A 23759-nucleotide genomic window follows, 5' to 3' on the forward strand; every position below is an offset into this window, starting at 1 on the left:
AGGCCCTCACAGCTCTCGCCCCAAGGCCCAAAGTTGCACGATGCGCGGCAACGTCCCAAAAGATTTTTACAGAAAAACAGAATGCATAAATACACATATTTTATAAAACGACTACCGGGGCCGGACAAACTCTGTATCATATATTTTCTACATGGGAAAACCTTCCCCCAGGGGAAGGGATTGGACATTCTGCACAACTTGAAAAGACAAACACGTTTGCCTTATAATACAATTATTCAAAGAACGATCCGGACGGGCTTTGAAAATCTATGTTATAGGAAAGGACTAGAATTATGGACGAAAACAAAAAAGTCAATGCGGAAGCTGCACAGGATGATGAATACAGTAAATCCGCGGTACCCATGTCCGCCCGCAAACCCTTTATGTCCGCCCTGATCATTTCTCTTGGCTACGTGTTTGTTGTCACCAGTATGCAGGCGGGCAGTACCATCGGTGTCGGTCTTTCCTTCAATAAGATGGTGGGAGCCGTGCTGGTCAGCAGCTTGATCCTGACGATCCTCTCCTGCATCATGGGCGTGATCGCCACCAAAAGCGGCCTGTCCTTTGGCCTCCTCAGCCGTTACAGCTTCGGCCGGGCCGGTACCTGGGTCCCCATCGTCATCGTCGCCATCACCACCATCGGCTGGTTCTCTATCGATGCTTACCTGATCGGTGACTCCGCCCATCGGCTGTTCACTGCCTTGCCCATCCTCCCCATCGCCATTCTGGGCGGCCTGGGCATGACCCTCACCGCCATGAAGGGTACCAAATGGATGAACATCCTCAGCAATATTGCCGTGCCGATCATTCTGATTTTCGGCGTGATCTCCATCGTCAGAGCGTTCCAGGACGTGGGCGGCATCGCCGGCATGAACGCCATTGTCAAGGAGGATACCCTGTCCTTCGCCAAGGCCGTCTCTCTGGGCGTCGGCTCCTACGCCGTCGGCTCCGTCATGTTCACCCCCGACATCATGCGTTTTGCCAAGGACGCCAAGACCTCCATCGTTGTCATGATCATCACCATCATGATCGGTAACTCCTTTATGGTATTCTTCGGCGCTATCGGCGCTGTGGTCTACAATGACCCCGACATCATGGGCGTTTTGGCTCTCCAGGGCCTGCTGGCTCCTGCCTTCATCGTCATGGTGTTGAACATTTGGTCCACCGCCCAGGGCTGCGTCTACTCCGGCTCCATGAGCTTGAGCAGCGTTATCAAGATGCCTCGGAAGACTCTGGTGGTTATCTTCGGCCTGCTGGGTATTGTCTTTGCCTGCATCGGCTTCTATAATATGTTCGGCACTTACATCAACTTCCTGTCCTCCACAGTGCCCCCGGTTGTCGGCATCATGCTGGCAGACTATGTGCTGAAATACAAGAATGGCTATCCTGACCTGGACAGCCTGCCCCCGGCGGATGTCGGCGGTTTTGTGGCCTGGATCGCCGGTTTCCTGGTGTCCTATATCAATATGGGCCTGCCCGCCATTAACTGTGTCGTGGCTGCCTTTATCGTGAAGGCTATTTTTGATGTTGCGCAGAACAAGAAGAACGCTTGAATTTGAAAGGAGAACAATTATCATGTCTGAAAAAGGATTTGCTGAACATTTTGTTGATGACGGCAGCGATTTTACCGTAGAAAAGCCCGCGGTCCTGATCGTGGATATGCTGAACGACTTCTGCAAAGAGGGCGGCTGCATGGTGCTGAAAGAGGGCGGGGAGGTCTATGACTCCATCGCGAACCTGATCGCCCAGGGCCGTAAACACGGCTATCCCATCATCTACGTCAACGACTGCCACCGGGCGGGCAAGTATGATAAGGAGTTCGACAAACGGATGCCTCACTGCATCGAAGGCACCTGGGGCGCCGAGGTCGTCGAGGAACTGGCCCCGCAGGAGGAGGACTACTGCATCAAGAAGCGCCGCTTCAGCGGGTTCTATCAGACAGACCTGGACCTGGTCCTGCGGGAGCTGGGCGTTAAGACCGTGGTGGTCACCGGCGTTGTGACCAACATCTGCGTCCGCTCCACCTGCCACGACGCCTTCTTCCTGGGCTATAACGTCATCGTCCCCAAGGACTGCGTGCGGGCCACCGGCCCCCGGGAGCAGGAATCCACCCTGTGGGATATCGAAACACACTTTGGCGCCGTCACCACCAGCGACAAAGTCATCGCCAAGTTTTGACCGCCTATGGGGGATAAGGGGGATTTAGTCACCATTCGGACGGCGGCAAAACTGACGGGATTGACACAGAAGGCCATCCGGCATTACGAGTCCATCGGGCTTTGTCCTCCCTCAGCCCGGTCGGATTCGGGTTACCGCCTGTACTCGCAGGAGGCGATCCAGCGGCTGCAGCAGATCCAGTATTTCCGCAAGCTGAAATTCGGCCTGCCCGAGATCGCGGCGCTGCTGGACGCGCCCTGGGACGTGCTTCGCGGGGAGATGCGGCGCCAGCGCGACTATGTGGAGACGCAGCTCCATGAATACCGCCAGGCCCTGGCGGTGCTCAACGCCGCCCTGTCCTCCGAAGAGGAGCCGCCTGCGGAAGCGGTCGATTCTCCGCAGGTGGCGGTGGTGGCCATCGATCTGCAAAACGACATCATGCAGGGCGGCGCGCTTCCCTGTAAGCGGATACTGGATATCCTGCCGCCGCTCAAGACGCTGTTCGCCGAAGCGCACGACCTGGGCGTGCCCGTCATCTATATTTGCGACTGCCATCGCAAGGGGGATCCAGAGCTGCAGCTTTGGAACGACCACATGATGGAGGGGACCTACGGGGCGCAGATCATCAGCGAGGTGGAGCCGCAGGCCGGAGACTACGTGGTACGGAAAAACCTGTTCAACGGTTTTGTCAATACCGATCTGCAAAGCGTCTTGGACACGCTGAATGTCCGCACCCTGCTCTTTGCGGGCTGGCGTACAGAGGTATGTGTGGCGCAGACTGCCATCGAGGCGTTCTACCGCGGCTACCATGTAGCCATCGCGGAGGACGGGACCAGCTCCACCACCCAGCGGGAGCATGATTATGGCATGACCCTCATGCAGATCAACTATGGGTTCGAAGCATATCCCTGCGCCGGTGCGCTGAAAACGCTGCTGGAGCAGGAGGCGTGACCAACGGCTTTCCTGTCCCCCAACGGACACACTGCAAACCTGCATAGAAAAACATCGAGGTTCGAAGCTCAAGAGCTTTCGGACCTCGATGCTTTTTATGTAATGGCTTGTGCGGGTCTCGGGACAACTCCCAAAACGCTTCGTTCAGATCAAAAGCGTCAGCAGCGGGATCGTGAGGATGGAAAAGAGCGTGGAGGTAAAGATGAGCTGGGAATAGAAGGGGGCGTCGCAGTCATACTGGTCCGCCAGGACCGCTCCGGTGCTGCCGGCAGGCATTCCGGTCATCAGCACGGCGATGCCGACCAGGATGCTGTCCAGATGGAACGGCAGCAGGGCCAGATAGACCAGGAGGGGCAGCGCCAGCAGGCGCAGGAAGGTGTAATAGAGGACCGACTTGGAGAAAAGGGATCTGATCGAGGCGTCCGCCAAGATCGATCCGATGACAAACATAGAGATGGGCGTCGTACACTTGCTGATGGCGGAAATGGTGTTGTCCAGAAAAGCTGGCAGCTGTATGGGGAGGACCATCATGAGGAGCCCGATAAAAATAGAGACGATGCATGGATGCCTGGCCAGCTTCCGGAAGGCGCCCTTTCTGTCAACACTGGTAAACAGGGCCAATCCCGCAGTCCATATGGTAAAGCGGATGGGAATCTGAAAGAAAGAGGTATACATGACGCCCAGACTGCCAAACAGGGTTTCCGCAATGGGCAGACCCACAAAGCTGGAATTTGAGCTGATCAGGCCATAGGAGAGGACGCTTTTCTGCTTGCGGGGATATTTTTTAAAAAGCAGCCTGCTCCCGTAAGTGGCCGCCACCTGGACCAGCGCGGAGATCACCACCATCAAAATGCAATTTCGTAAAAAATCGCCGGAGACCTGCGTGCCGCTCATAAAAGAGTGGACGATGTTGCAGGGCAGGATGACGTTGATCAAAAGGTCGGAGAGCACCTTCCTGCCGGCATCGCTGATGACACCAATTTTTTTGATCAAAATACCGGCGACGATCAGACAGAAGAGCATCAGCTGCACAGACAGCATATTCGTGAAAAAGTCCATGATCCCAGCACCCCAATAACATTCTCTGATACGTTTATTCTACAGGAAATCTGCGATTCCGCAAGAAGGGATTTCCCCAGACATTTCGGCCATTCGATATGTATATCTATACAAATTATCGGGCAAAACTTCGCGAAAAGTTAATAATCAAATTTTCGTACTATAATATAGAATAATAAATTGAAATATTGAACAAATTCATTTCGAAAAATTTGTCTTGATAGACAATTTTTCAGCAGTAAAAACAAAAAAGGTTCAAAAATCTCCTGCAAATAATCGGTTAATCAAAGAAAAAGAGAAAAGGGGATTGACAAGCGCTGCGGGAATGTGCTAATATGCAATTGTTCTTTAATACAGAATATAAAGCGGTAAAAAAGAACAGACTTCAAAGCGAAAAAAGGGAGGTCGCTTTGATATACGTGCCCCGCGCAAGTCACGAGCAATCAAAACATAGAAAAAGGAGAGAAAAAAATGTCTGCTGGCGTATTTATTGTCGTTTTGATCGCGGCGATCCTGCTTTTGATGCTGCTGATCATCAAGATGAACGTCCACCCTGTCATGGCCCTGTTCACCACCGCACTGATCACTGGCATCGTTCTTGGTTACGGTGTTTCCGGAACCGCTGATATGATCGGCAGTGGTTTTGGCGGTACTCTGGGCAGTGTCGGCATCACCATCATTCTCGGCGCCATTATTTCCATGGCCATCGAGGATACCGGCGCGGCGAAAGCGATCGCCAACTTCTTTATCAAGCTGTTCCGCGGTAAGAATATGGAGCTCGCTCCCTCTCTGACCGCTTTTATCATGTCCATCCCCGTGTTCGGCGACATCACCATGGTGCTCACCGCCCCCATTGCCTCCATGCTGTCCAAGCGGAAGCACATCTCCATGTCCACCATGGCTTCCTTCACCGGCCTGGGCCTGTTCCTGACCCACGGCCTGGTCCCGCCCACCCCCGGCATCCTGGCCATCGCCATCATGTTTGAGGCCGACCTGGGCATGACCATCGTCTGGGGCCTGATTATCTCCCTGATCGGCTTCTTCGGCACCTGGCTGATCCTGAAGAAATGGACCGAAAAGGAGTGGATCGATCCGAACCCCGATATGGTCAAGGGCCTGTCCGAGACCAGCGGCGACAGCATCGACGACATCCTCATCAAGGACGACACCCTGCCCAACACCTTCCTGGCCTTCCTGCCCCTGCTGCTGCCTGTGGCGCTGATCTCCCTGTCCTCCTTCGCCTCCATGTACGCGGACCCCGAGGGCATGGTCTACAAGGTCTGCACCACCATCGGCCACAAGGTCATCGCCCTGTTCATCGGCGTGCTGTACTCCCTCTGGCTGGGCTACAAGCAGCGCAAGGCTGTGGCGAAGGCCTATCAGGAGAGCTTCCCCGAGGAGGCTGACTCCAAGCTGTCCGACATCATGCTGCACAAGTGGGTGGCCCGGGGCCTGATCGTCTGCCTGTCTCCCCTGCTGATCACCGCCATGGGCGGCGCTTTCGGCACCATCCTGAAGAGCGCTCCCGCTCTGACGCCCCTGTCCGAGGCCATCGGCAACAGCCCCATCCCCGCCATCCTGGTGCCCTGGGCCGTGGCTGCCATCATGATGACCGCTGTCGGCTCCATGACCACCGCCGGTATGACTGCCGCCGGCATCGTTCTTCCCATGCTGCCCGCGCTGGGCCTGTCCCCCCTGGCCGCTGTTCTGGCCATCGGTGCCGGCACCCTGATGGTGGACCATGTGAACAACTCCGGCTTCTGGGTCATGGGCCAGTTCTTCCATCTGAACACCAAGCAGTCTCTGAAATATGTGACCTTCCCCAGCGTGGTCGCCTCCATCATCTGCATCATTGCCATCGCGATTGTCAATGCGGTGGGCCTGCTGGGATAATCCACGTATACATACCTCCCTGTTCCGGGGACACTCCATTCACCGGAGTGTCCCCAATTTTCATATAAGAGGTGGAATTTATGATGAATATTCGTTTTGACGGACAGACGGTCCTGATCACCGGCGGCTCCGCGGGCATCGGCCTTGCGGCCGCGGAGCTCTTTGGCTCCCTGGGGGCCAAGGTGGCCATCTGCGGCACCAGCGCCGGAAAGCTGGAGCAGGCGGTGGAGCACTTGAAAAGCAAAGGCATTGCCGTCCTGGGGGAGACCTGCGACGTCACCGACAGCGCGGCGCTGGAGCGCTTTGCCGCCCACGCGGAGGCCGCGCTGGGCCCCATTGACGTTTGGATCAGCAATGCCGGCATCTATCCCCAGTACAGCATCATCGACACGGAGGAGGCTCTGTGGGACCAGACGGTGGACACCAACATGAAGGCCGTCTATCTGGGCGCCCGCACCGCCTACCGCACCATGAAGGACCGGGGCGGCGTCATGCTGCTGGCCTCCTCCTTCGCGGCGGTGTTTCCCTCCGTGGGCAGCGGCGTGTACGCGGCCACCAAGTCCGCTGTCAGCTCTATGGTAAAGACGCTGGCGGCGGAGCTGGCGCCCTACGGCATCCGCGTCAACGGCTATATCCCGGGCGTGATCGATACCGATATGACCCGGGCGCTGACAGCGGCCAACGGCGAGGCCATGCGGAGCGCAATTGCCATGCGGTCCTTTGGGGAACCCATCGACGTGGCCTGGGCGATGGCCTTTCTGGCATCCGGCTATGCCCGGTATATCACCGGCACCACCCTGGAGATCACCGGCGGCAAGATGGGGGTCCAGAATCCCGGAAAGGCCTGGGCTGACAAAGAGCGCCGGAGCTGAAAACAAAAAGCAGCGAAGGCTTTAGCCTTCGCTGCTTCCCAAGCAAGATAGGGATCTCAAATGTCTCTGGAACAGTCGTAATCAAACGCGTTTTTGGAGATGGACGCGGCGATCCACTTCAGCTCGTTGACCAGGCCGTTTTCCTGGGCGATCCGAATACGGGAGGTCATGCCGGAGACGCTGATGGCGCAGGCCACCGTCTCCGGTCCGGAGAACACCGGCACTGCCACACAGGTCAGGCCGATGGAGATCTCCTCATTGTCCATGGCATATCCGGCCTGACGGACCTTGCGGATCTCCTCCCGGAGCTGCTCCGAGTTGGTGATGGTGTTGTAGGTCATGGTCTTCAGATTGCTGGCGTAGATGCGCTCCTGATCCTCCGGCGGCAGATAGGCCAGGATGCATTTGCCGACGCCGGTGCAGTGGAGGTCGTTCCGGGTGCCGATCTGGGTGCTGATGTAGATGGAGCCGGTGGCCTCGACCTTGTCAACATAGATGACGCCGTCGTTTTGGGCCACCGCGCAGTGCACGGTCTCCCCGTATTTGCGGTTGATCTGCTCCAGATAGGGATGGACCGCACGGATGATGATGTTCTGGACCTTGACGGTGTTGGAAAAGCTCAGCAGCTTCAGCCCCAGCGCATATTTCTGGTTTTCCACGTTCTGTTGGAGGTATCCCAGGTTGGTCAGGGTGTTGATCAGGCCGAAGGTGGTGCTTTTGTTGAGATCCAGGGCCTCGGAGATCTCTTTCACGCTGTGTTCGGCGCAGCCGGAGTGCTGGAACAATTCCAAAATGGAAAAGGCCCGTTCAATGGATTGGATATTTTTTGTGGTAGCCATAATCGCCTCTTTATATATTCTGCAATACAGAACAATTGTTTTAATCATTATAGAATATAGAAGAGACCCTGTCAATAAGCACGAAAAAATAAGTTTTTATTTTATATAAATGACTATCGTACGATATTGACAAATGAAAGGCGCGGTTTTATAATAAATTCAAGAATACCGGACAGTAATGTAGAACGGCAGACAGAGGACGGACCCGTTCAGCTGCCGGTCAAACGAGAACAGAAATAGATTTGAGGAGGATCTTTTCATGGCGCTTCGCAGTAAAACGATTCTGGGAGAAGAGGACAGCGCATTTGCCCGCTCTCTCTTCAAGTCCATGGGCTACACCGACAGCGAGCTGAAAGAGGGAAAGCCCCTGATCGGCATCGCCAACACTTGGAACACAGTCGTCCCCGGCCACTACAACCTGGACAAGGTGGCAGAGTATGTGAAAAACGGCATTTACGCAGGCGGCGGCACCCCTGTGGAATTCGGGACCATCGCCGCCTGTGACGGCGTGGCCCAGGGCCACGAGGGAATGCATTACATCCTGCCCTCCCGTGAGATCATCTGCAACTCCGTGGAGATCATGGCCCAGGCCCACCGGCTGGACGGCCTGGTGCTCCTGGCCTCCTGCGACAAGATCGTGCCCGCCATGCTGATGGCCGCGGCCCGTCTGGACATCCCCTGCATCGTCTGTGTGGGCGGACCCATGCTGGGCGGCATCGAGTTCGACGGCCGCAAGTCCGATCTGACCTCTATCTCCGAGGCCCTGGGCATGGTGAAGGCCGGCAAAATCACTGAGTGCGAGTACGCCGCCCTGGAGAACACCGCCTGCCCCGGCTGCGGCTCCTGCTCCTTCTACGGCACCGCCAACACCATGTGCTGCGTGTCCGAGGCCCTGGGCATGTCCCTGCCCGGCAGCGCCCTGATCCCTGCCGCCTACGCCGCCCGCCTGCGCAGCTCCTTTGAGGCCGGCCGGGCCATCGTGGACCTGTGCAAAAAGGGCATCACCGCCCGGCAGATCATGACCCCCGCCGCCATCCGCAACGCCATCAAGGTCACCATGGCCACCTGCGGCTCCACCAACGCCGTTCTGCACCTGTCCGCCATCGCCAACGAGGCAGAGCTGGACATGAACGTGGTGGAGGAGTTCGAGGAGCTGAGCAAGACCACCCCCCAGATCGCCAAGGTCAACCCCGCCGCCAAGCCCGAGATGGAGGCGTTCTTCCGCGCCGGCGGCATCCCCAAGGTGGAGGAGCGGCTGGGCGATATCCTGGACACCTCTGTGATGACCGTCAGCGGCAAGACCCTGAAGGAAAACCTGGCCGAGTACGTGTATGAGTATCCCGAGGATCCCGCCATCATCAAGACCGTGGAGGAGCCCTTCTCCAAGACCGGCGGCGTGGCCGTGCTCCACGGCAACCTGTGCCCAAACACCGCTGTGACCAAGCCCGGCGCCATCGACCCCGCCATGCACCGCTTTGTGGGCAGGGCCAAGTGCTACAACAGTGAGGAGGAGGCGGAGGAGGCCATCCTGGGCGGCAAAATCCGGGCCGGCGATGTGGTGGTCATCCGCTATGAGGGCCCCAAGGGCGGTCCCGGCATGCGGGAGATGTTCAAGGCCATGAAGTACATGTACGGCGTGGGCCTGAGCAAGTCCGCCGCCTTGATCACCGACGGCCGTTTCTCCGGCACCAACAACGGCTGCTTTGTGGGCCATATTTCCCCCGAGGCCGCGGAGGGCGGCCCCCTGGCCATCGTTCAGGACGGCGACGAGATCCTGATCGACGTCAACGAGGGCAGACTGGAGCTGCATGTGTCCGACGAGGAGATCGCGGAGCGCTATAAGACCTGGAAAATGCCCGAAAAGCACATTCCCAACGGCTACCTGCGGCTGTACGCCAAGACGGACACTTCCGCCGACCAGGGCGCCATCATCAAGATGTAAGCTGCCTCTCCGGCGGGGAGCGCTTCCCCGCCGGAGGAGACATTAGGAGGATCGATATGTCTGAGAAAAAGATCATGAGAACCATGGACGGCAACGAGGCCTGCGCCACCGTTGCCTACCATTTTACAGAAGTTGCCGGCATCTTCCCCATCACCCCCTCCTCCCCCATGAGCGAGAAGGTGGACGAGTGGGCCGCCGCCGGACGCAGGAATATGTTCGGCCAGCCTGTCACCCTGGTGGAGATGCAGTCTGAGGGCGGCGCCTCCGGCGCCCTCCATGGCGCCGCCGAGGCAGGCGCCATGGCCACCACCTTCACCTCTTCCCAGGGCCTGCTGCTGATGATCCCCAATATGTACATCATGGCTGGCCACCGGATGCCCGCTGTGTTCCATGTGGCCGCCCGGTCCGTCGCCCAGCACGCCAACAACATCTTCGGCGACCACCAGGATGTGATGAGCTGCCGCACCACCGGCGTCACCATGATGTCCACTGCCAGTGTGCAGGAGGTCATGGACCTGGCCGCTGTGGCCCACCTGACCACCGTCAAGAGCCGGGTGCCCTTTGTGCACTTCTTCGACGGCTTCCGCACCTCCCACGAGATCCAGAAGATCGAGATGCTGGATCTGGACGCCGCGGCGAAGCTGATGGACCAGGACGCCCTGGAGGCCTATCACCAGATCGCCATGAACCCGGAGCATCCCCTGCACCGCACCACCGTACAGGGCCCTGATGTCTACTTCCAGAGCCAGGAGGCCAACAACGCCACCTATGATGCCATCCCCGGCATCGTGGAAGGGTATATGCAGGGCATCAACCAGATCACCGGCCGGGACTATCACATTTTCAATTACTATGGCGCCGAGGATGCCGAGCGGGTCATCGTCCTGATGGGCTCTGCCTGCGAGGCCGCCAAGGAAGTGGTGGACTACCTGAATGCCCAGGGCGAGAAGGTGGGCATGCTGCAGATCCATCTGTTCCGCCCCTTCGATATGAAATATTTCCTGAACGCCATGCCCAAGACGGTGAAAAAGGTCACCGCCATGGACCGCTCCAAGGAGCCCGGCGCCATCGCCGGCGCCGTGTACCTGGACGTCTGTGCCGCATACGCCAACGACAAAAACGCCCCTGCGATCTACGGCGGCCGCTATGGCCTGGCCTGCAAGGATGTGACCCCCGCCCAGATCAAGAGCGTCTTTGACAATATGCAGGCTCCCGATGGCAAGCAGCTTTTCACGATCGGCATCAATGACGACGTGACCCATCTGTCCCTGCATGTGGACGAGCCTCTGGTCACGGAGTCCGCCGACACGGTGTCCTGCAAATTCTGGGGCCTGGGCTCCGACGGTACCGTGGGCGCCAACAAGAACTCCGCCAAGATCATCGGCGACCACGCCGGTATGTACACCCAGGCGTACTTCGAGTACGACTCCAAGAAGTCCTACGGCATTACCAAGAGCCACCTGCGGTTCAGCAAGAGCCCCATCCGCTCCACCTATCTCATCAAGGCGGCGGACTTCCTGGCCTGCCATTCCCAGTCCTACGTTGCGAAGTATGACATGATCCACGAGATCAAGGACGGCGGCACCTTCCTGCTGAACACCTCCTGGAGCGGGGAGGAACTGGAGAAGAACCTGCCCGGCGATGTGAAGAAGTACATTGCCGACCACAACGTCCAGTTCTATACCGTGGATGCCAACAAAATTGCCCGTGATCTGGGCCTGGGCAACCACGCCAACCTGATCCTGCAGGCCGCTTTCTTCAAGCTCTCCGGCGTCATGCCTGTGGAGGATGCCGTCCGCTACATGAAGGAGGCCGCCCAGAAGACCTACGCCAAGAAGGGTGAGAAGGTCGTCAACATGAACCTGGCCGCCGTGGACGCCGGCATCAACAGCCCCGTCAAGGTGACGGTCCCCGCCTCCTGGTCCGACGCCAGGGACGAGCGCGTGGTGGATGAGGGCCTGCCCGACGTGGTGAAGAATATCGTGATCCCCTGCAACCGTCAGCGCGGCGACGATCTGCCAGTTTCCGCTCTGGTGCCTTATCAGGACGGTACATATCCCATGGGCACTTCCAAGTACGACAAGCGGGGCATTGCCAGCGCGCTGCCCTCCTGGGATCCTGCCAAGTGCCTGCAGTGCAACCAGTGCACCTTTGTCTGCCCCCATGCCGCCATCCGTGCGTATCTGGTAAACGAGGAGGAGGCGAAGGCCGCTCCCGCCGGTTTTGAGATGGTGGACGCCAAGGGTGCTCAGGGCATGAAGTACCGCATTCAGGTCAGCACCATGGACTGCACCGGCTGCGGCTCCTGCGCCGCCTCCTGCCTGGCCAAGGACAAGGCCCTGACCATGAAGCCCGTGGATGAGACCATGTACGACGAGACCAACTGGAACTACGCCCTGTCCCTCAGCGACAAGCCCGGCGTGTTCAACCGCAAGACCCTCAAGGGCAGCCAATTCTACCAGCCCCTGGTGGAGTTCTCCGGCGCCTGCGCCGGCTGCGGCGAGACCCCCTACGCAAAGCTCCTGACGCAGCTCTATGGCGAGAAGACCTACTGGGTCAACGGCGTGGGCTGCTCCACGGCATGGGCCGGCGCATTCCCCTCTCTGGCCTATACGGTGAACAAGGAAGGCCGCGGTCCCTCCTGGTATGCAACGCTCTTTGAGGACCAGGCGGAGAACGGTCTGGGTGTGGTGCTGGCTGTGAAGCAGCGCCGCAGCAATGTGAAGATGCGTGTGGAGCAGCTGCTTCCCATGGTGGACGGCGCTCTGGCAGACGCCTGCAGTCAGTGGCTGGCCTCCTTTGATGATCTGGACGCCAACTTCGAGGACACCAAGGTTCTGGTCAAGGAACTGGAGCAGGCGGCGCTCTCCGGCGAGGCGAAGGCTCTGGCCGACGAGCTGCTGCTGCATAAGGACCAGCTGAGCAAGAAAGTCGTGTGGCTGTTCGGCGGCGACGGCTGGGCCTACGACATCGGCTACGGCGGTCTGGACCACGTGATGGCCTCCGGCGAGGACATCAACGTCTTTGTGGTGGATACCGAGGTGTACTCCAACACCGGCGGACAGTCCTCCAAGGCCACCCCTGTGGGTGCCTCCGCCAAGTTTGCCGACGGCGGCAAAAAGACCGCCAAGAAGGACCTGGGCCGTTTGATGATGACCTATCCCAACGTGTACGTGGCCTCCGTGGCCATGGGCGCCAACCCCGGCCAGCTGATGAAGGCTGTCACCGAGGCCGTGGACCACAAAGGCCCCTCCATCATCATCGCTTACGCACCCTGCATCAACCACGGCATCAAGGCCGGCATGAACAATGTCCAGGCCGAGATGAAGAAGGCCGTGGACTGCGGCCTGTGGCCCCTGTACCGCTACAATCCCGACAAGGCGGAGAAGCCCTTCTCCCTGGATTACAAGCAGCCCAGCGTGCCTGTCAGTGAATTTCTGAACGGCGAGGTCCGCTATGCCGGACTGAAGGTGAAGTATCCCGAGATTGCCGAACAGCTTTTTGCCGAGGCCCAGCGTCAGGCCGACGCACGCTATCAAACTTACGTCCGGCTGGAAAAGAGCTATAACGAAGCTTGATTTTTCTCTTACCCCCTTTCTCTGTTTTGGCCCGCGGCGGAAGAAGCCTTCTGCCGCGGGCCGAAGCAATATCCTGAAAATGACACGGAGGAACAGACGATGGCAAAAATTATCGTTCCGGTGGTGACGGTGTTTGACCACGATGGAAAACCGGATCATGAGGCCAATCAGAAGGTCATCGACTATCTGATCGGGAACGGCGTGGATGGAATCCTGGTCCTTGGCTCCACAGGAGAGTTTACAGAGCTGTCCGTGACGGAGAAAAAGGACTTTCTGAAATTCTATGCCGACTATACCGGCGGCCGCGTGGAACTGTATGCGGGAACGGGGAGCATCACCTTCCACCAGACGCTGGAGCTCTCCAACTGCGTCTATGAAATGGGTTACCGCGCCCCTCTGGTGATCGGGCCTTTCTATTACAGCATGGATCAGGAGAAGATCTTCACCTATTATGACACCCTGGCCAAACGGCTGGACGGCGGCATGTATATCTACAACTATCCCGCCCGCAGCGGCCATTCCGTCGCCGCGGAGACGGTCCGGCGTCTGGTGGACGCGAATCCCAACATCATCGGCATGAAGGACACGGTCAGCGAGCCGTCCCACACCAATCAGGTCTGCCGGGCCATGGAGGGAACCGGATTTGAGGTCTACTCCGGCTTTGACGACCAGTTCCTTTATAACATGGCCTCCGGCGGCGCAGGCTCTATCGGCGGGCTTGCCAACATCGTTCCGGACATCTGGAGCGATCTGATCTCCTCGGCAAACGCGGGGGACTTTTCCCGCACGATGCGCTTGTCCCGGCTGCTGCATAAGCTGATGCCGATCTATGAGATGGGTTCCAGCTGCTCCCTGCTGTTCAAAAAGCTGCTGGCCTACCGGGGCGTTGAGATCTCACCAAAAGCGATATTTCCCTTTGATGAGGCGGATAACGCGGCGTTCAGCACGGTCCGGCATATTCTGCAGGAAGTTCTTGCGGAATATGAAAAGATGTCCCGCTGAACATCTCACCGGAAACCGTTATTTAATATTTAAATAGAGAAATAAAGAGCAAAGAGTGATCGGAAGAGGAAAACCCCTTCCGATCACTCTTTTTCTTCGCGTGGACCAAATATCCGAACGCTTCGCTGACAGGAGCGCCGGCTTTTAGAGCGCCCCGGACCTACTGCTGGCGTTCCGCCGTCTGACGGTACAGGCCGCCCTAGGCCATCAGCTCTTCCGGGCTGCCCTGCGGGGCCGCGCCGCCATCGGCCGGGACGACCACTTTGCCGGCCCCGGCCACGGTCCGCATCCGGTGGGGCGATGATGAGGACGGTTTTGCTTTTCACCAGCCGGGAAATAGCCTCCTGTACGGCGGACTCGTTTTCCACATCCAAAGACGCGGCGGCCTCATCCAACAAGATCACCGGAGCGTTCTTCAGCAGCACCCGGGCAATGGAAATCCGCTGGCGCTCGCCGCCGGAATCGGCTGGATAAAGCTGTTGCCGCTAACGGTGGAAGAAGCCGGCATTCTTGCCGATCTGCCGCAGCCAGAAACCCACAAAAGTTCCAGCCCCCAGATTCCTGGATAGCCGCTAGGTGGATTTTTTCAGTGTCGTGTATTTCTTCTGCTTCATGATGACCTCCTCTGAATCTAACAGTGCTGAAAAACTGATTTTCCCACATCGTCAAGGGGCAAAGTGATTTTCTTCCAGCCAGAGGGCTGTGCACCTTGCATAGCGGGCACCCGTTCAGGCAAAATACAAGCACTATGATTGTTCGGAGGCGTTTGAAATGGATGGATATGACCTGACTCATGCGCAGATATCGGCATTTGGGGCCCATTTGCTGGAGGAGGAGCGCGCGCCCGGTACCGTGGAGAAATATCTGCGGGACCTGGAGGCGTTCCACCGCTGGCTGGGCGGCAGACCCGTGACCAGAGAATCGGCGGCGGCCTGGAAGGAGGCCCTGTTGTCCACAGGCCACGCGCCGGTGACAGTCAACTCCATGGTGGCGGCCCTCAACGGACTGCTGGGGTTTCTGGACTGGGGATTTAAAGTGAAGTTTCTGAAGATCCAGCGCCGGGTCTTTCGGGACCAGCGCCGGGAGTTGACACGGGAGGAGTACGGCCTGCTGGTAAAAGCGGCACAGGAGCACGGCAAGGAGTGGCTGGCCCTGCTGATGGAGACCATCTGCGGCACCGGCATCCGCGTGAGCGAGGTCCCCTATATCACCGTGGAGGCCGCCAGGCAGGGCCGGGCTGAGGTTGCCCTGAAGGGGAAGATCCGGGTGATCCTGCTGCCTGGAAAGCTCTGCCGGAAGCTCCTGAAGCACGCCCATAAACAGAAAATCGCCTCCGGTGAGATCTTTGTCACCAGAAGCGGGAAGGGTTTGTCCAGAAAACAGATCTGGGCGGAGATGAAACGGCTTTGCGCCTGGGCCGGGGTGCCGCCGGAGAAGGTGTTTCCCCATAATCTCCGCCACCTGTTTGCCAGGGTGTTTTACAGGGCGTGCAGGGACATCGTGCGCCTGGCCGATGTGCTGGGACACAGCTCCATTGAGACGACCCGCATCTACCTCCTGACCACCGGCGCGGAGCACCGGAGGCAGTTGGAGAGACTGGGGCTGATATCCTAGGACAAAATTAATAATTTGTTCTCAAAATTGCCAAAAGCAAATCACATTTGCATACATATTTGTCCTAATTATAACACTTCGCATCGCAGAACACAAGATATTTGACAATTTTTAAGCGCAAAAAGCAGAGCCGCATCACAGTTGTTTTTCGGCTCCGGATTTTCGCGCCCAGTTTCCCCGGTGGTGGGGAGCTGGGCGCGTTATTTTTTTGCGCCCAAACGGTTTTCCTGCCGTTATGGAGGAGGTCTCACGGACAAATTATTAATTTTGTCTGTGAGAGGAACGCCCCTTTCACAGCGGTAAGGAGCGCGAACATGCGAATATTGCGGTTTCACACGACGGTCAAAAACCGGTACCAGGAGACACAGGGGGAATTGACCCTGCAAATTGACAGGGCCGACATCTTTGGCAGTTTGACGCTGGACGGCCGCCAGAGCTATTTCCAAGGGAAGATGCTCCGAAAAAACCGGTACGCCGCCTCCCTGCGGTTCAAAACAGAGGTCTGCGAGGAGGACTGCGACATGCTGCTGCGCGTTCGGGAAAACGGCAGCATCCGCGGCTCCATCATCGGCGATTGGGAGGACTGGTCGCTGAAAGGGACCGCTGCCGCTGCGGAGCCGTTCCTGCGGGCGGAGGAAAATGCCTTGCTGGAAAGAAATCAGTAACATAGTTGTGATATTGGAGCGTGAAATTTTATGGAAGCCTATACCGTACATCGTCCGGAGGAGGCCGCGGTACGGCGGCTCCTGGAAAAACACCCCTGGGACGCCGTTGGCGCGGCGGTGCGCCTGGCCTGGCTGGCCGGCCTCATGCGGGGCGAGATCGTGTCCCTGCGGTGGAGCGCCGTCAACTTTTTGAACCAGGCCATCGACCTGCCGGACCGGAGCGTCCCCCTCTGTCCGGAGCTGGAGGAATATCTGCTGCGGATGAGCGAGCGGCTGGACTGGGGAGACGACCATGTGCTGCTGTCGGACCGGCTCCATAAGCCCATGCAGCCGCAGCCCATCTCCCGTATTGTGCGGAAGGCGTTGGACGAAGAGGGCCAGACGGAGGTCCGCCTGATTGACCTGCGGCACGATTTCGTCATCCGTCAGCTTTTGGAGCACGACTGGCAGTATGTGTCCCGCATCGCCGGGATCGAGGCGGTGGCGCTGAACCAGCATTTTTCCGCCTACCTCCCCCAGGGGCGGGTGTCCACAAAGATCCAGGCGGAAAGGACGCCGGACGTCGATGAGATCCGGCTGTGGAGGCTGCTCCAACTGGAGGGGACCTCGGCGGCGGGGATCACCCTGCAGCTCACCTGGCAGGCGGGCCTCACGCTGGAGGAGATCGCGGCGCTCACGTGGGAGCAGGTCGACCGGCAGCGGTGCGTGCTGCTGCCCGGCCCCGGAAAGGAGGTCCCCATCAGCGATGCGCTCCTCCAGTTTTTGGAACTTGTGCGGGCGGAGCGCGGCGGGGCTGTTGACCCGGCGGAAACGGTGATCCGCGCGCCCCGCTCCGGCATGCCCATGCGGCCCGACAGGCTCTCCCGCGTGGTCCGGGCGGCGCTGATCAAGGCCGGGATCGATGACATCACCCTCCGGGACCTGCGCCAGGACTACGCGCTTCGGGCCGGCGGCGAGACCAGGATCCTGCAATACGCCCACCAGCACGGATACATCACCCGCAACGACCTCATGGAGCTTTTGCAGGTCTCCAAGACCACGGCCTATCACCGTCTGGCGGCGCTGATTGAGCGGGGCCGCCTTGTCCGGGTGGGGACGCGGTACTATCTGCCCGCGGCAGTGGTCCCGCCGGAGCGGCAATTTGAGGTCATCCGGGACTATCTGCAGGCGGAGGGCCCCGCGTACCGGCAGGACATCGCCAAGGTGCTGCGCATCGCGCCGAAGCAGTGCACGGTGATTTTGAAGCATCTGGTGGAGGCGGGAAAATTGAAGCGGGACAAGTACCGCTATATGCTGCGGGACGCCTGAAAGACGGCCCCCCGGCGCCCCGTTCCCACTCAAACAAAAAATTTGAAAATCACAACTTTGTTACTGAAAAACTGCATCAATTTTACACGTTTTTCGCTTTTGTAACACTTCCGCCAAAAGTATTTACATTCCCCGAAATGGGATGTTACAGTAACGCCAGCAGCAGAGCGGTGCGGTCTGGATGATGTTTTCTATGGAAGTATGGCTAGCATTTCCATAGGCAACATCCGCCGGGCCGCCTGCAAAGCTGACAATCTAAAAGGAGGAAAACACCCTATGAAGAAGTTCCTTTCTCTGGTTCTGGCTCTGGTGATGGTCATGTCCCTGGTCACCGTCAGCGCCGGCGCCAAGGACTTCACCGACGACAGCAAGATCAACTATGAAGAAGCTGTTGACGTGATGTCCGCCCTGAAGGTTATCGACGGTTATCCCGACGGTTCCTTCGCTCCCCAGGGCAGCCTGACCCGTGGTGCTGCCGCCAAGATCATCTGCAACCTGATCCTTGGCCCCACCACCGCTTCCGCGCTGTCCGCCGACACGGCTCCCTACAAGGATGTCCCTGTCAACCACACCTTTGCCGGTTACATTGCCTACTGCCAGGAGCAGGGCATCATCTCCGGCTACGCTGACGGTTCCTTCCGTCCCGGCGCCACCCTCACGAACTATGCGTTCCTGAAGATGCTGCTGGGCGCTCTGGGCTACAACGCCGAGATCGAGGGCTACGTTGGCGACAACTGGTCCATCGCCGTTGCCAAGCAGGCCCTGCACATCGGCCTGACCAAGGGCCTGGACGGTGAGCTGAACGGCACCGACTACGCCACCCGTGAGGAGGCCTGCCTGTATGCTCTGAACACCCTGAAGGCCACCATGGTGGACTACGAGGCCAAGATCACCGCCAACGTGAACGGCGCTCAGGTCATCGTGGGCAACTCCGTGGCCAACGACGTGAAGTGGAACATCGCCTCCAAGACCGACGGCAACATCAAGGACGACGACTATGTCCAGTTCGCCGAGAAGTACTTCAAGAATCTGGAGCTGGAAGTGGGCAATGGCATCTATGGCCGTCCCGCCAACACCTGGAAGCTGAAGAAGTCCGAGATCGGCACCTACACCACCATCGATCCCACCTATGTCTACACCGAGGGCACCGAGTCCCAGGATGTTTACAAGGATCTGGGCAAGGTCCTCTGCGACCCCAAGGGCGATTATGACTGGACCGTTTTCGTGAACGGCAAGGAAGTCGCCGCCAAGGAGATCGTCCTGCCCGAGAAGTCCAATGACGACGATTATGTCTACACCGGCAGCGGCACGGTCACCGAGGTCTATGTGGACGAGGACGCTGAGACCGTCACTGTCTGCGCGATCAACTACTATCTGGGCCAGGTCACCAAGGTCAAGAGCGATGACGACGGCGAGTACATCAATATCAACGTTCTGTCCAAGGAGCCCAAGCTGAACGACAAGACCTTCTATGTTGAGGGCTACTCTGAGGACGACTATGTTGTCTTCACCGTTGACTTCAACGATGACGACGAGTATGTCATCGGCGAGGTCTGCGAGCCTGAGACCGTTAGCGGCGACGTTGCCCGCGTGGAGCTGGATAAGGATAAGGACGTTGTCGATCCTGAGTATGGCAAGACCTACCTGAAGATCGACGGCTCCAAGTACACCTACTCCGCCGTCGGCCACATCGTCTATGATCTGGATGATGTCAACACCAAGGCCCACCCCGCTCTGAACGAGGATTACACCCTGTACATGGATCCCAACGGCTTTGTCCTGGCCTTCGAGAAGACCGAGGAGGACGCTGACCAGTATCTGTATGTCAAGGACTCCGATGAGGAGCTGAAGGATTGGATCGCCAAGGTCGTTCTGATCGACGCTACCTCTGCTAAGGTCGACGTGAAGGACGAGCTGAAGAAGGTTCCCACGGACTTCCCCGGCTACGTTGCCAAGGATAAGACCGCTGATATCGTCTGGCTCGATAAGACTGGCGCTGCGGTCGATGACGAGCAGGATGCCAAGATCAAGACCAACATCGATGAGCGCGTTTGGAAGTATTCCGCCAGCGACAAGGGCGTCTACACCCTGACCTGGGTCGACCAGGTGGAACTGGGCACTCTCAAGGTGAAGAATGAGTACACCGCTGAGATCCACAACGGCAAGGCTTATATCACTGACGGCGGCAACGACTACATCGTTGACAAGAAGACCGTGTTTGTGGACGTGGACGGCGGCAAGGCCTACACCGGCTACAACGAGGTCCCCAATGTTGAGAACGCCCACCTGATCGTGGTTGGCGGCAAGGTCGCTGACGTGGTGTTCATCCTGGATGGCGACATCTATGATGAGAACAGCACCTACTTCGTGCTGGAGAAGGATACCCGTGAGTCCCTGAAGTATGACGGCGACTATTACTGGGATTACAGCAAGGCCTATGTGGACGGCGTCAAGCAGAACGTGATCGTGGACTATGACGCCTTCGGCGGCAGCAAGCTGGCCAAGGTCACCTGGGACAACAAGACTGTGTACAAGGCCACCAAGACCGTTGACGAGCAGTACATCAGCGAGGTCGTTGAGGCTGTTGCGAAGAAGGAAGGCGTCCCCACCGCTGTGGGCGACGACGCTTTCTGGATCACCTCCACGAAGAACCAGAAGTATAAGTTCGACACCGACGAGGAGACCGTCTTTGTCACCGTCGAGTTCGACGAAAAGGGCAAGCTGGACAGCATCTATGATGGCGACATCAAGGATATGGATCTGGATGCCGATGACTATGACGTCTACGTCAAGGTCCTGAAGGCCAGCGACGATGACGAGCACGCTGATCTGGTCTACATCTTCATTATGGAGAAGGGCGAGGTCGTGGTTCCCGGCCTGGGCGGCTCTGACGAGTGGGCCAAGATCACCAACACCAGCTCCTCCGACCTGACCGCTGAGATCGTCGGCGTTGATATGGTGGGCACTGGTTACAGCGCTCTGGAGCTGTGCAAGCGGGCCATGGAGGATGCCGGCTATACCTACAAGTATACCGACGCTGACGGCAAGCTGATCGGCATGATGGGCGACCGTATCTACACCTTCACCGACAAGCTCTCCAAAGCTTATGAGGTCACGCTGACCGAAAAGAATGCTATTGTTTCCATCACCAGCGAGACCAAGGCCTATGTGGTCGAGGGTACCAAGCTGACCGTCACTCTGGAGAATAAGAATGATTGGAAACAACAGGGCGAGGACAAATACACCGTGACTGCTAGTGGCTTTACCGCTTCCGGTGTGAAGACTGAGGGCAAAATCATGACCGTCACCCTGACCTGCAATGCGGACCTGAGCGAGGATACCGCTGTTGAGCTGACTTGGACAACGGCATGACTTAAGGCAGTATGTGATTCTGCTAAACAGTTCATATCTGCATGAAAATCCCCCCAGACTTTTGTCTGGGGGGATTTTTTCATGTTCATACCTTCAAACCATACACCACAAAGCTGGCGCCGGCGTTGAGCGGATACTCTCCACTGCTGGAGGCCACCGACAGAGTGACCGGACCGGTGCAGATACAGGCTTGGGAAAAAAGAGCGTCGCTGGAATTGCCATATCCTCCGGTATTGACGCCGAAGGAGTACCGGATGGCGCTCCCCTCCGTTTTCAGGGGGATGATTTCCAAAACGCCGATGATCCGGTCCGCTAAATAGTCCCTGTTTGCGCCGGGCAGTCCCACGATGGAAACGCCGTTCCATTTGAGACTGCACCGAAAACCGCCGGAGCAGTCCACAAATACCCGAAGCTCCCGGTACTGGCCAGGGTTCTGGATGGTAACGCCTGCGGATTCCGCCGCTTTGGTGGTGGTCACCTCTGTGATCTTCACCCAGGGGATCGCCGCCGCCAGCTCCGCGTGGCTGGTCTTGGTGTCCAGTTCCGCCGCCTGCGCTGTGAGGGCGGCTTCTATTTTTTGGTTGTCGCTGTTGAAGTCCGCCATTTGAATGCGGTCCTCCCGTTCCCATTGATTCAGTTGATAGTGTTCCGTTTGCTGCAAAACGAGTCTCTCTCCTTTTATGTTCTTATAATCAAATAACTTGAAAAGCAGCAAAACTGCTTTTCAAGTGCCGCAGCGCGTATGCGCTGTGACAGGCCGCGGCACACGGCCTGTATTTAGATTTCATCGTCAATTACTGTGTGCTTTGCACACGACGGGCGAAGCCCGCCTGAAAAATCATCTGTGATTTTTCAGGTTCATTGACGATACTTGTCACACCCTCTGTCGCAAAAGGGTCTTGGACAGGCGCGGTCCCTTGCGGCCCGAAGCGCGCTTCCGCTGGCGATGACCCGGTGGGGTCAAACGAAAACACTTCCCCGGTTCCCCTGCCGCGCTGCCCTGCCCCGGCCAAGGCCGGACACGGTCCGCGCCTGTCCCGGAAACGACTGCCGCCGCTCCCTGTGTAATACGATTTTCCCATGAAAAACAGATATTTTTCATGGGAACCGCTGTGCTTCGCACATCGGTACGTCTCATAAGAATTCAACGCGCCTTCGGCGCTATAAAAAGCAGCCGTTGTCTGCTTTTTCATGAATTCTAGTATAAGGAGGATATACCCCTCCCAGCCGGTGCCGTCCGGGGCGGTCCTCCATCGTTCTCCCCCGCTGTGCCCCGGCTGGATCTTGCAGGACTGCAAAAAGCCCTACACTACCTCCGGTAGTGTAGGAAAAAGTTGCACGCCTCCATGCACCCGGCGGCAAAAAAATTTTTGCTTCCAATTTGGACAGATGCTCCGGATGTAAAACAGATGTGTCCCTGGAGCATCTATCGGTCAAAGAAAATTTTATAATAAAAGGTCCTGAAATCTCACGATTTCAGGGCCTTTTGAATCAGATGGACAAAAAGAAGAAAAATGTTTGCACGCTATGGTCAAAATCGTGCCGCTGGGTAAAATAGTGCCATACCTTGTGAAACGGAGGAACTTAACATGAACGAACGCACATTGGGGCGGGAGGAGATCGTATCCTATGCCCGCTGGCTCCGGCAGGAAGACCGTGCCCCCGGCACAGTGGAGAAATATCTGCGGGACGTGCAGGCCTTTGCCGCGTGGCTGGATGGCCGTCCGGCGGAAAAGGAGGCGGTGACGGAGTGGAAGGAACACCTTCTGTCCCAGCAGTATGCGCCCACGACGGTCAATGCGGCGCTGGCCGCCCTCAACGGCCTGTTCGGCTTCCTGGGCTGGGAGGACTGCCGAGCAAAATTTCTGAAAGTCCAGCGGCGGCTGTTCCGGGACTCCTCCCGGGAACTGACCCGAAATGAGTATGAGGCGTTGGTCTCCACCGCCCGGGAGCGGGGGCAGGAGCGGCTTGCCCTGCTGATGGAGACTATCTGCGCCACAGGCATCCGGGTGAGCGAGGTGCGGTATATCACGGTGGAGGCCGCCCAGCGGGGCCGGACGGAGATCTCCCTCAAGGGCAAGATCCGCGCCATCATGCTCCCCGCCAAACTGTGCTGCAAGCTGTTGAAATACGCCAGGAAACAAAAAATCGCTTCCGGCGGGATCTTCCTCACCAAAAACGAAAAACTGCTGACCCGCCGCCAGATCTGGGCGGAGATGAAAGCGCTGTGCAGATACGCGGGCATAGCGCCCACAAAGGTGTTTCCCCACAACCTGCGCCACCTGTTCGCATCTGCCTTCTATAAGGCCTGCCGGGATATTGCGAAGCTGGCGGACGTGCTGGGCCACTCCTCCATCGAGACCACCCGGATCTATCTGCTGACTTCCGGCGCGGAGCACCAACGGGAGTTGGACCGGCTGGGGCTTGTCACATAGAGAACAGGATCAATATTCCACAGAAATAATGAAACGCCGGTATTCCCGGCGCAGAACAGAATCAATATTCCG

16 protein-coding genes and 1 pseudogene are annotated in these 23759 nt (G+C 57.9%); 13 read left to right on the top strand and 4 right to left on the bottom strand.

Features of this window, described 5'->3' with window-relative positions:
* Positions 1 to 293: 293 nt before the first annotated feature.
* The 3 genes from codB to Q0Z71_RS05725 are packed head-to-tail and all read left to right on the top strand — an operon-like array spanning position 294 to position 3108.
* Complete coding sequence (codB, locus tag Q0Z71_RS05715) at positions 294 to 1553, top strand: cytosine permease (protein WP_298019481.1); 1260 nt, start codon at positions 294 to 296, stop codon at positions 1551 to 1553.
* Between the two features lie 22 nt (positions 1554 to 1575).
* Positions 1576 to 2178, top strand: coding sequence for a cysteine hydrolase family protein (locus Q0Z71_RS05720; protein WP_298019483.1), 603 nt, complete (start codon positions 1576 to 1578; stop codon positions 2176 to 2178).
* 6 nt (positions 2179 to 2184) lie between these two features.
* A complete protein-coding gene (locus tag Q0Z71_RS05725; protein ID WP_298019485.1) occupies positions 2185 to 3108 on the top strand; it encodes an isochorismatase family protein in 924 nt (307 codons plus the stop codon).
* A gap of 144 nt (positions 3109 to 3252) precedes the next feature.
* On the opposite strand, the gene Q0Z71_RS05730 is transcribed toward Q0Z71_RS05725, so the two are convergent.
* Positions 3253 to 4167 carry an AEC family transporter gene (locus Q0Z71_RS05730; RefSeq protein ID WP_298019487.1) on the bottom strand — a complete coding sequence of 305 codons (915 nt, stop codon included), beginning with the start codon at positions 4165 to 4167 and terminating at the stop codon, positions 3253 to 3255.
* 471 nt (positions 4168 to 4638) lie between these two features.
* Between Q0Z71_RS05730 and Q0Z71_RS05735 the strand changes: the two genes are divergently transcribed.
* On the top strand, positions 4639 to 6060 hold the full coding sequence (locus Q0Z71_RS05735) for a GntP family permease (protein WP_298019489.1): 1422 nt from the start codon (positions 4639 to 4641) through the stop codon (positions 6058 to 6060).
* Positions 6061 to 6140: 80 nt separating this feature from the next.
* Positions 6141 to 6932, top strand: coding sequence for an SDR family NAD(P)-dependent oxidoreductase (locus tag Q0Z71_RS05740; protein WP_298019491.1), 792 nt, complete (start codon positions 6141 to 6143; stop codon positions 6930 to 6932).
* 56 nt (positions 6933 to 6988) lie between these two features.
* Here the strand turns inward: Q0Z71_RS05740 and Q0Z71_RS05745 are convergent, their stop codons facing one another.
* Positions 6989 to 7771, bottom strand: a complete 783-nt coding sequence (locus Q0Z71_RS05745; protein WP_298019493.1) for an IclR family transcriptional regulator — start codon at positions 7769 to 7771, stop codon at positions 6989 to 6991.
* Positions 7772 to 8030: 259 nt separating this feature from the next.
* On the opposite strand from Q0Z71_RS05745, the gene ilvD reads away from it, so the two are divergent.
* The 3 genes from ilvD (at position 8031) to Q0Z71_RS05760 (ending at position 14293) form a co-directional block, all read left to right on the top strand.
* Positions 8031 to 9713, top strand: coding sequence for a dihydroxy-acid dehydratase (gene ilvD / locus Q0Z71_RS05750; protein ID WP_298019495.1), 1683 nt, complete (start codon positions 8031 to 8033; stop codon positions 9711 to 9713).
* A gap of 56 nt (positions 9714 to 9769) precedes the next feature.
* Positions 9770 to 13291: a pyruvate:ferredoxin (flavodoxin) oxidoreductase gene (gene nifJ / locus Q0Z71_RS05755; RefSeq protein ID WP_298019497.1), complete on the top strand. Its 3522-nt coding sequence runs from the start codon at positions 9770 to 9772 to the stop codon at positions 13289 to 13291.
* 99 nt (positions 13292 to 13390) lie between these two features.
* Complete coding sequence (locus tag Q0Z71_RS05760; RefSeq protein WP_298019499.1) at positions 13391 to 14293, top strand: dihydrodipicolinate synthase family protein; 903 nt, start codon at positions 13391 to 13393, stop codon at positions 14291 to 14293.
* A 199-nt stretch (positions 14294 to 14492) separates the two neighbouring features.
* Here Q0Z71_RS05760 and Q0Z71_RS05765 read toward each other — a convergent pair.
* Positions 14493 to 14754, bottom strand: a pseudogene (locus tag Q0Z71_RS05765) (ATP-binding cassette domain-containing protein); the annotation flags it as partial.
* 310 nt (positions 14755 to 15064) lie between these two features.
* Here Q0Z71_RS05765 and Q0Z71_RS05770 point away from each other — a divergent pair.
* The 4 genes from Q0Z71_RS05770 (at position 15065) to Q0Z71_RS05785 (ending at position 21252) form a co-directional block, all read left to right on the top strand.
* Positions 15065 to 15907, top strand: coding sequence for a tyrosine-type recombinase/integrase (locus tag Q0Z71_RS05770; RefSeq protein ID WP_298019501.1), 843 nt, complete (start codon positions 15065 to 15067; stop codon positions 15905 to 15907).
* Between the two features lie 314 nt (positions 15908 to 16221).
* Positions 16222 to 16572 carry a hypothetical protein gene (locus Q0Z71_RS05775; RefSeq protein WP_298019503.1) on the top strand — a complete coding sequence of 117 codons (351 nt, stop codon included), beginning with the start codon at positions 16222 to 16224 and terminating at the stop codon, positions 16570 to 16572.
* Positions 16573 to 16602: 30 nt separating this feature from the next.
* The gene (locus Q0Z71_RS05780; protein ID WP_298019505.1) at positions 16603 to 17880 is read left to right on the top strand and encodes a DNA glycosylase AlkZ-like family protein; all 1278 of its coding nucleotides are present in this window, start codon (positions 16603 to 16605) and stop codon (positions 17878 to 17880) included.
* Positions 17881 to 18156: 276 nt separating this feature from the next.
* Positions 18157 to 21252, top strand: coding sequence for an S-layer homology domain-containing protein (locus tag Q0Z71_RS05785; protein WP_298019507.1), 3096 nt, complete (start codon positions 18157 to 18159; stop codon positions 21250 to 21252).
* Positions 21253 to 21337: 85 nt separating this feature from the next.
* Here Q0Z71_RS05785 and Q0Z71_RS05790 read toward each other — a convergent pair whose 3' ends face one another.
* Positions 21338 to 21913 (bottom strand): hypothetical protein, encoded by a 576-nt coding sequence (locus tag Q0Z71_RS05790; RefSeq protein ID WP_298019509.1) that lies wholly within the window; start codon positions 21911 to 21913, stop codon positions 21338 to 21340.
* A gap of 928 nt (positions 21914 to 22841) precedes the next feature.
* On the opposite strand from Q0Z71_RS05790, the gene Q0Z71_RS05795 reads away from it, so the two are divergent.
* On the top strand, positions 22842 to 23687 hold the full coding sequence (locus Q0Z71_RS05795) for a tyrosine-type recombinase/integrase (RefSeq protein ID WP_298019511.1): 846 nt from the start codon (positions 22842 to 22844) through the stop codon (positions 23685 to 23687).
* The last annotated feature ends 72 nt before the right edge of the window (positions 23688 to 23759 follow it).

This window comes from uncultured Dysosmobacter sp. (genome assembly GCF_947631635.1).
Classification (GTDB): domain Bacteria; phylum Bacillota; class Clostridia; order Oscillospirales; family Oscillospiraceae; genus Oscillibacter.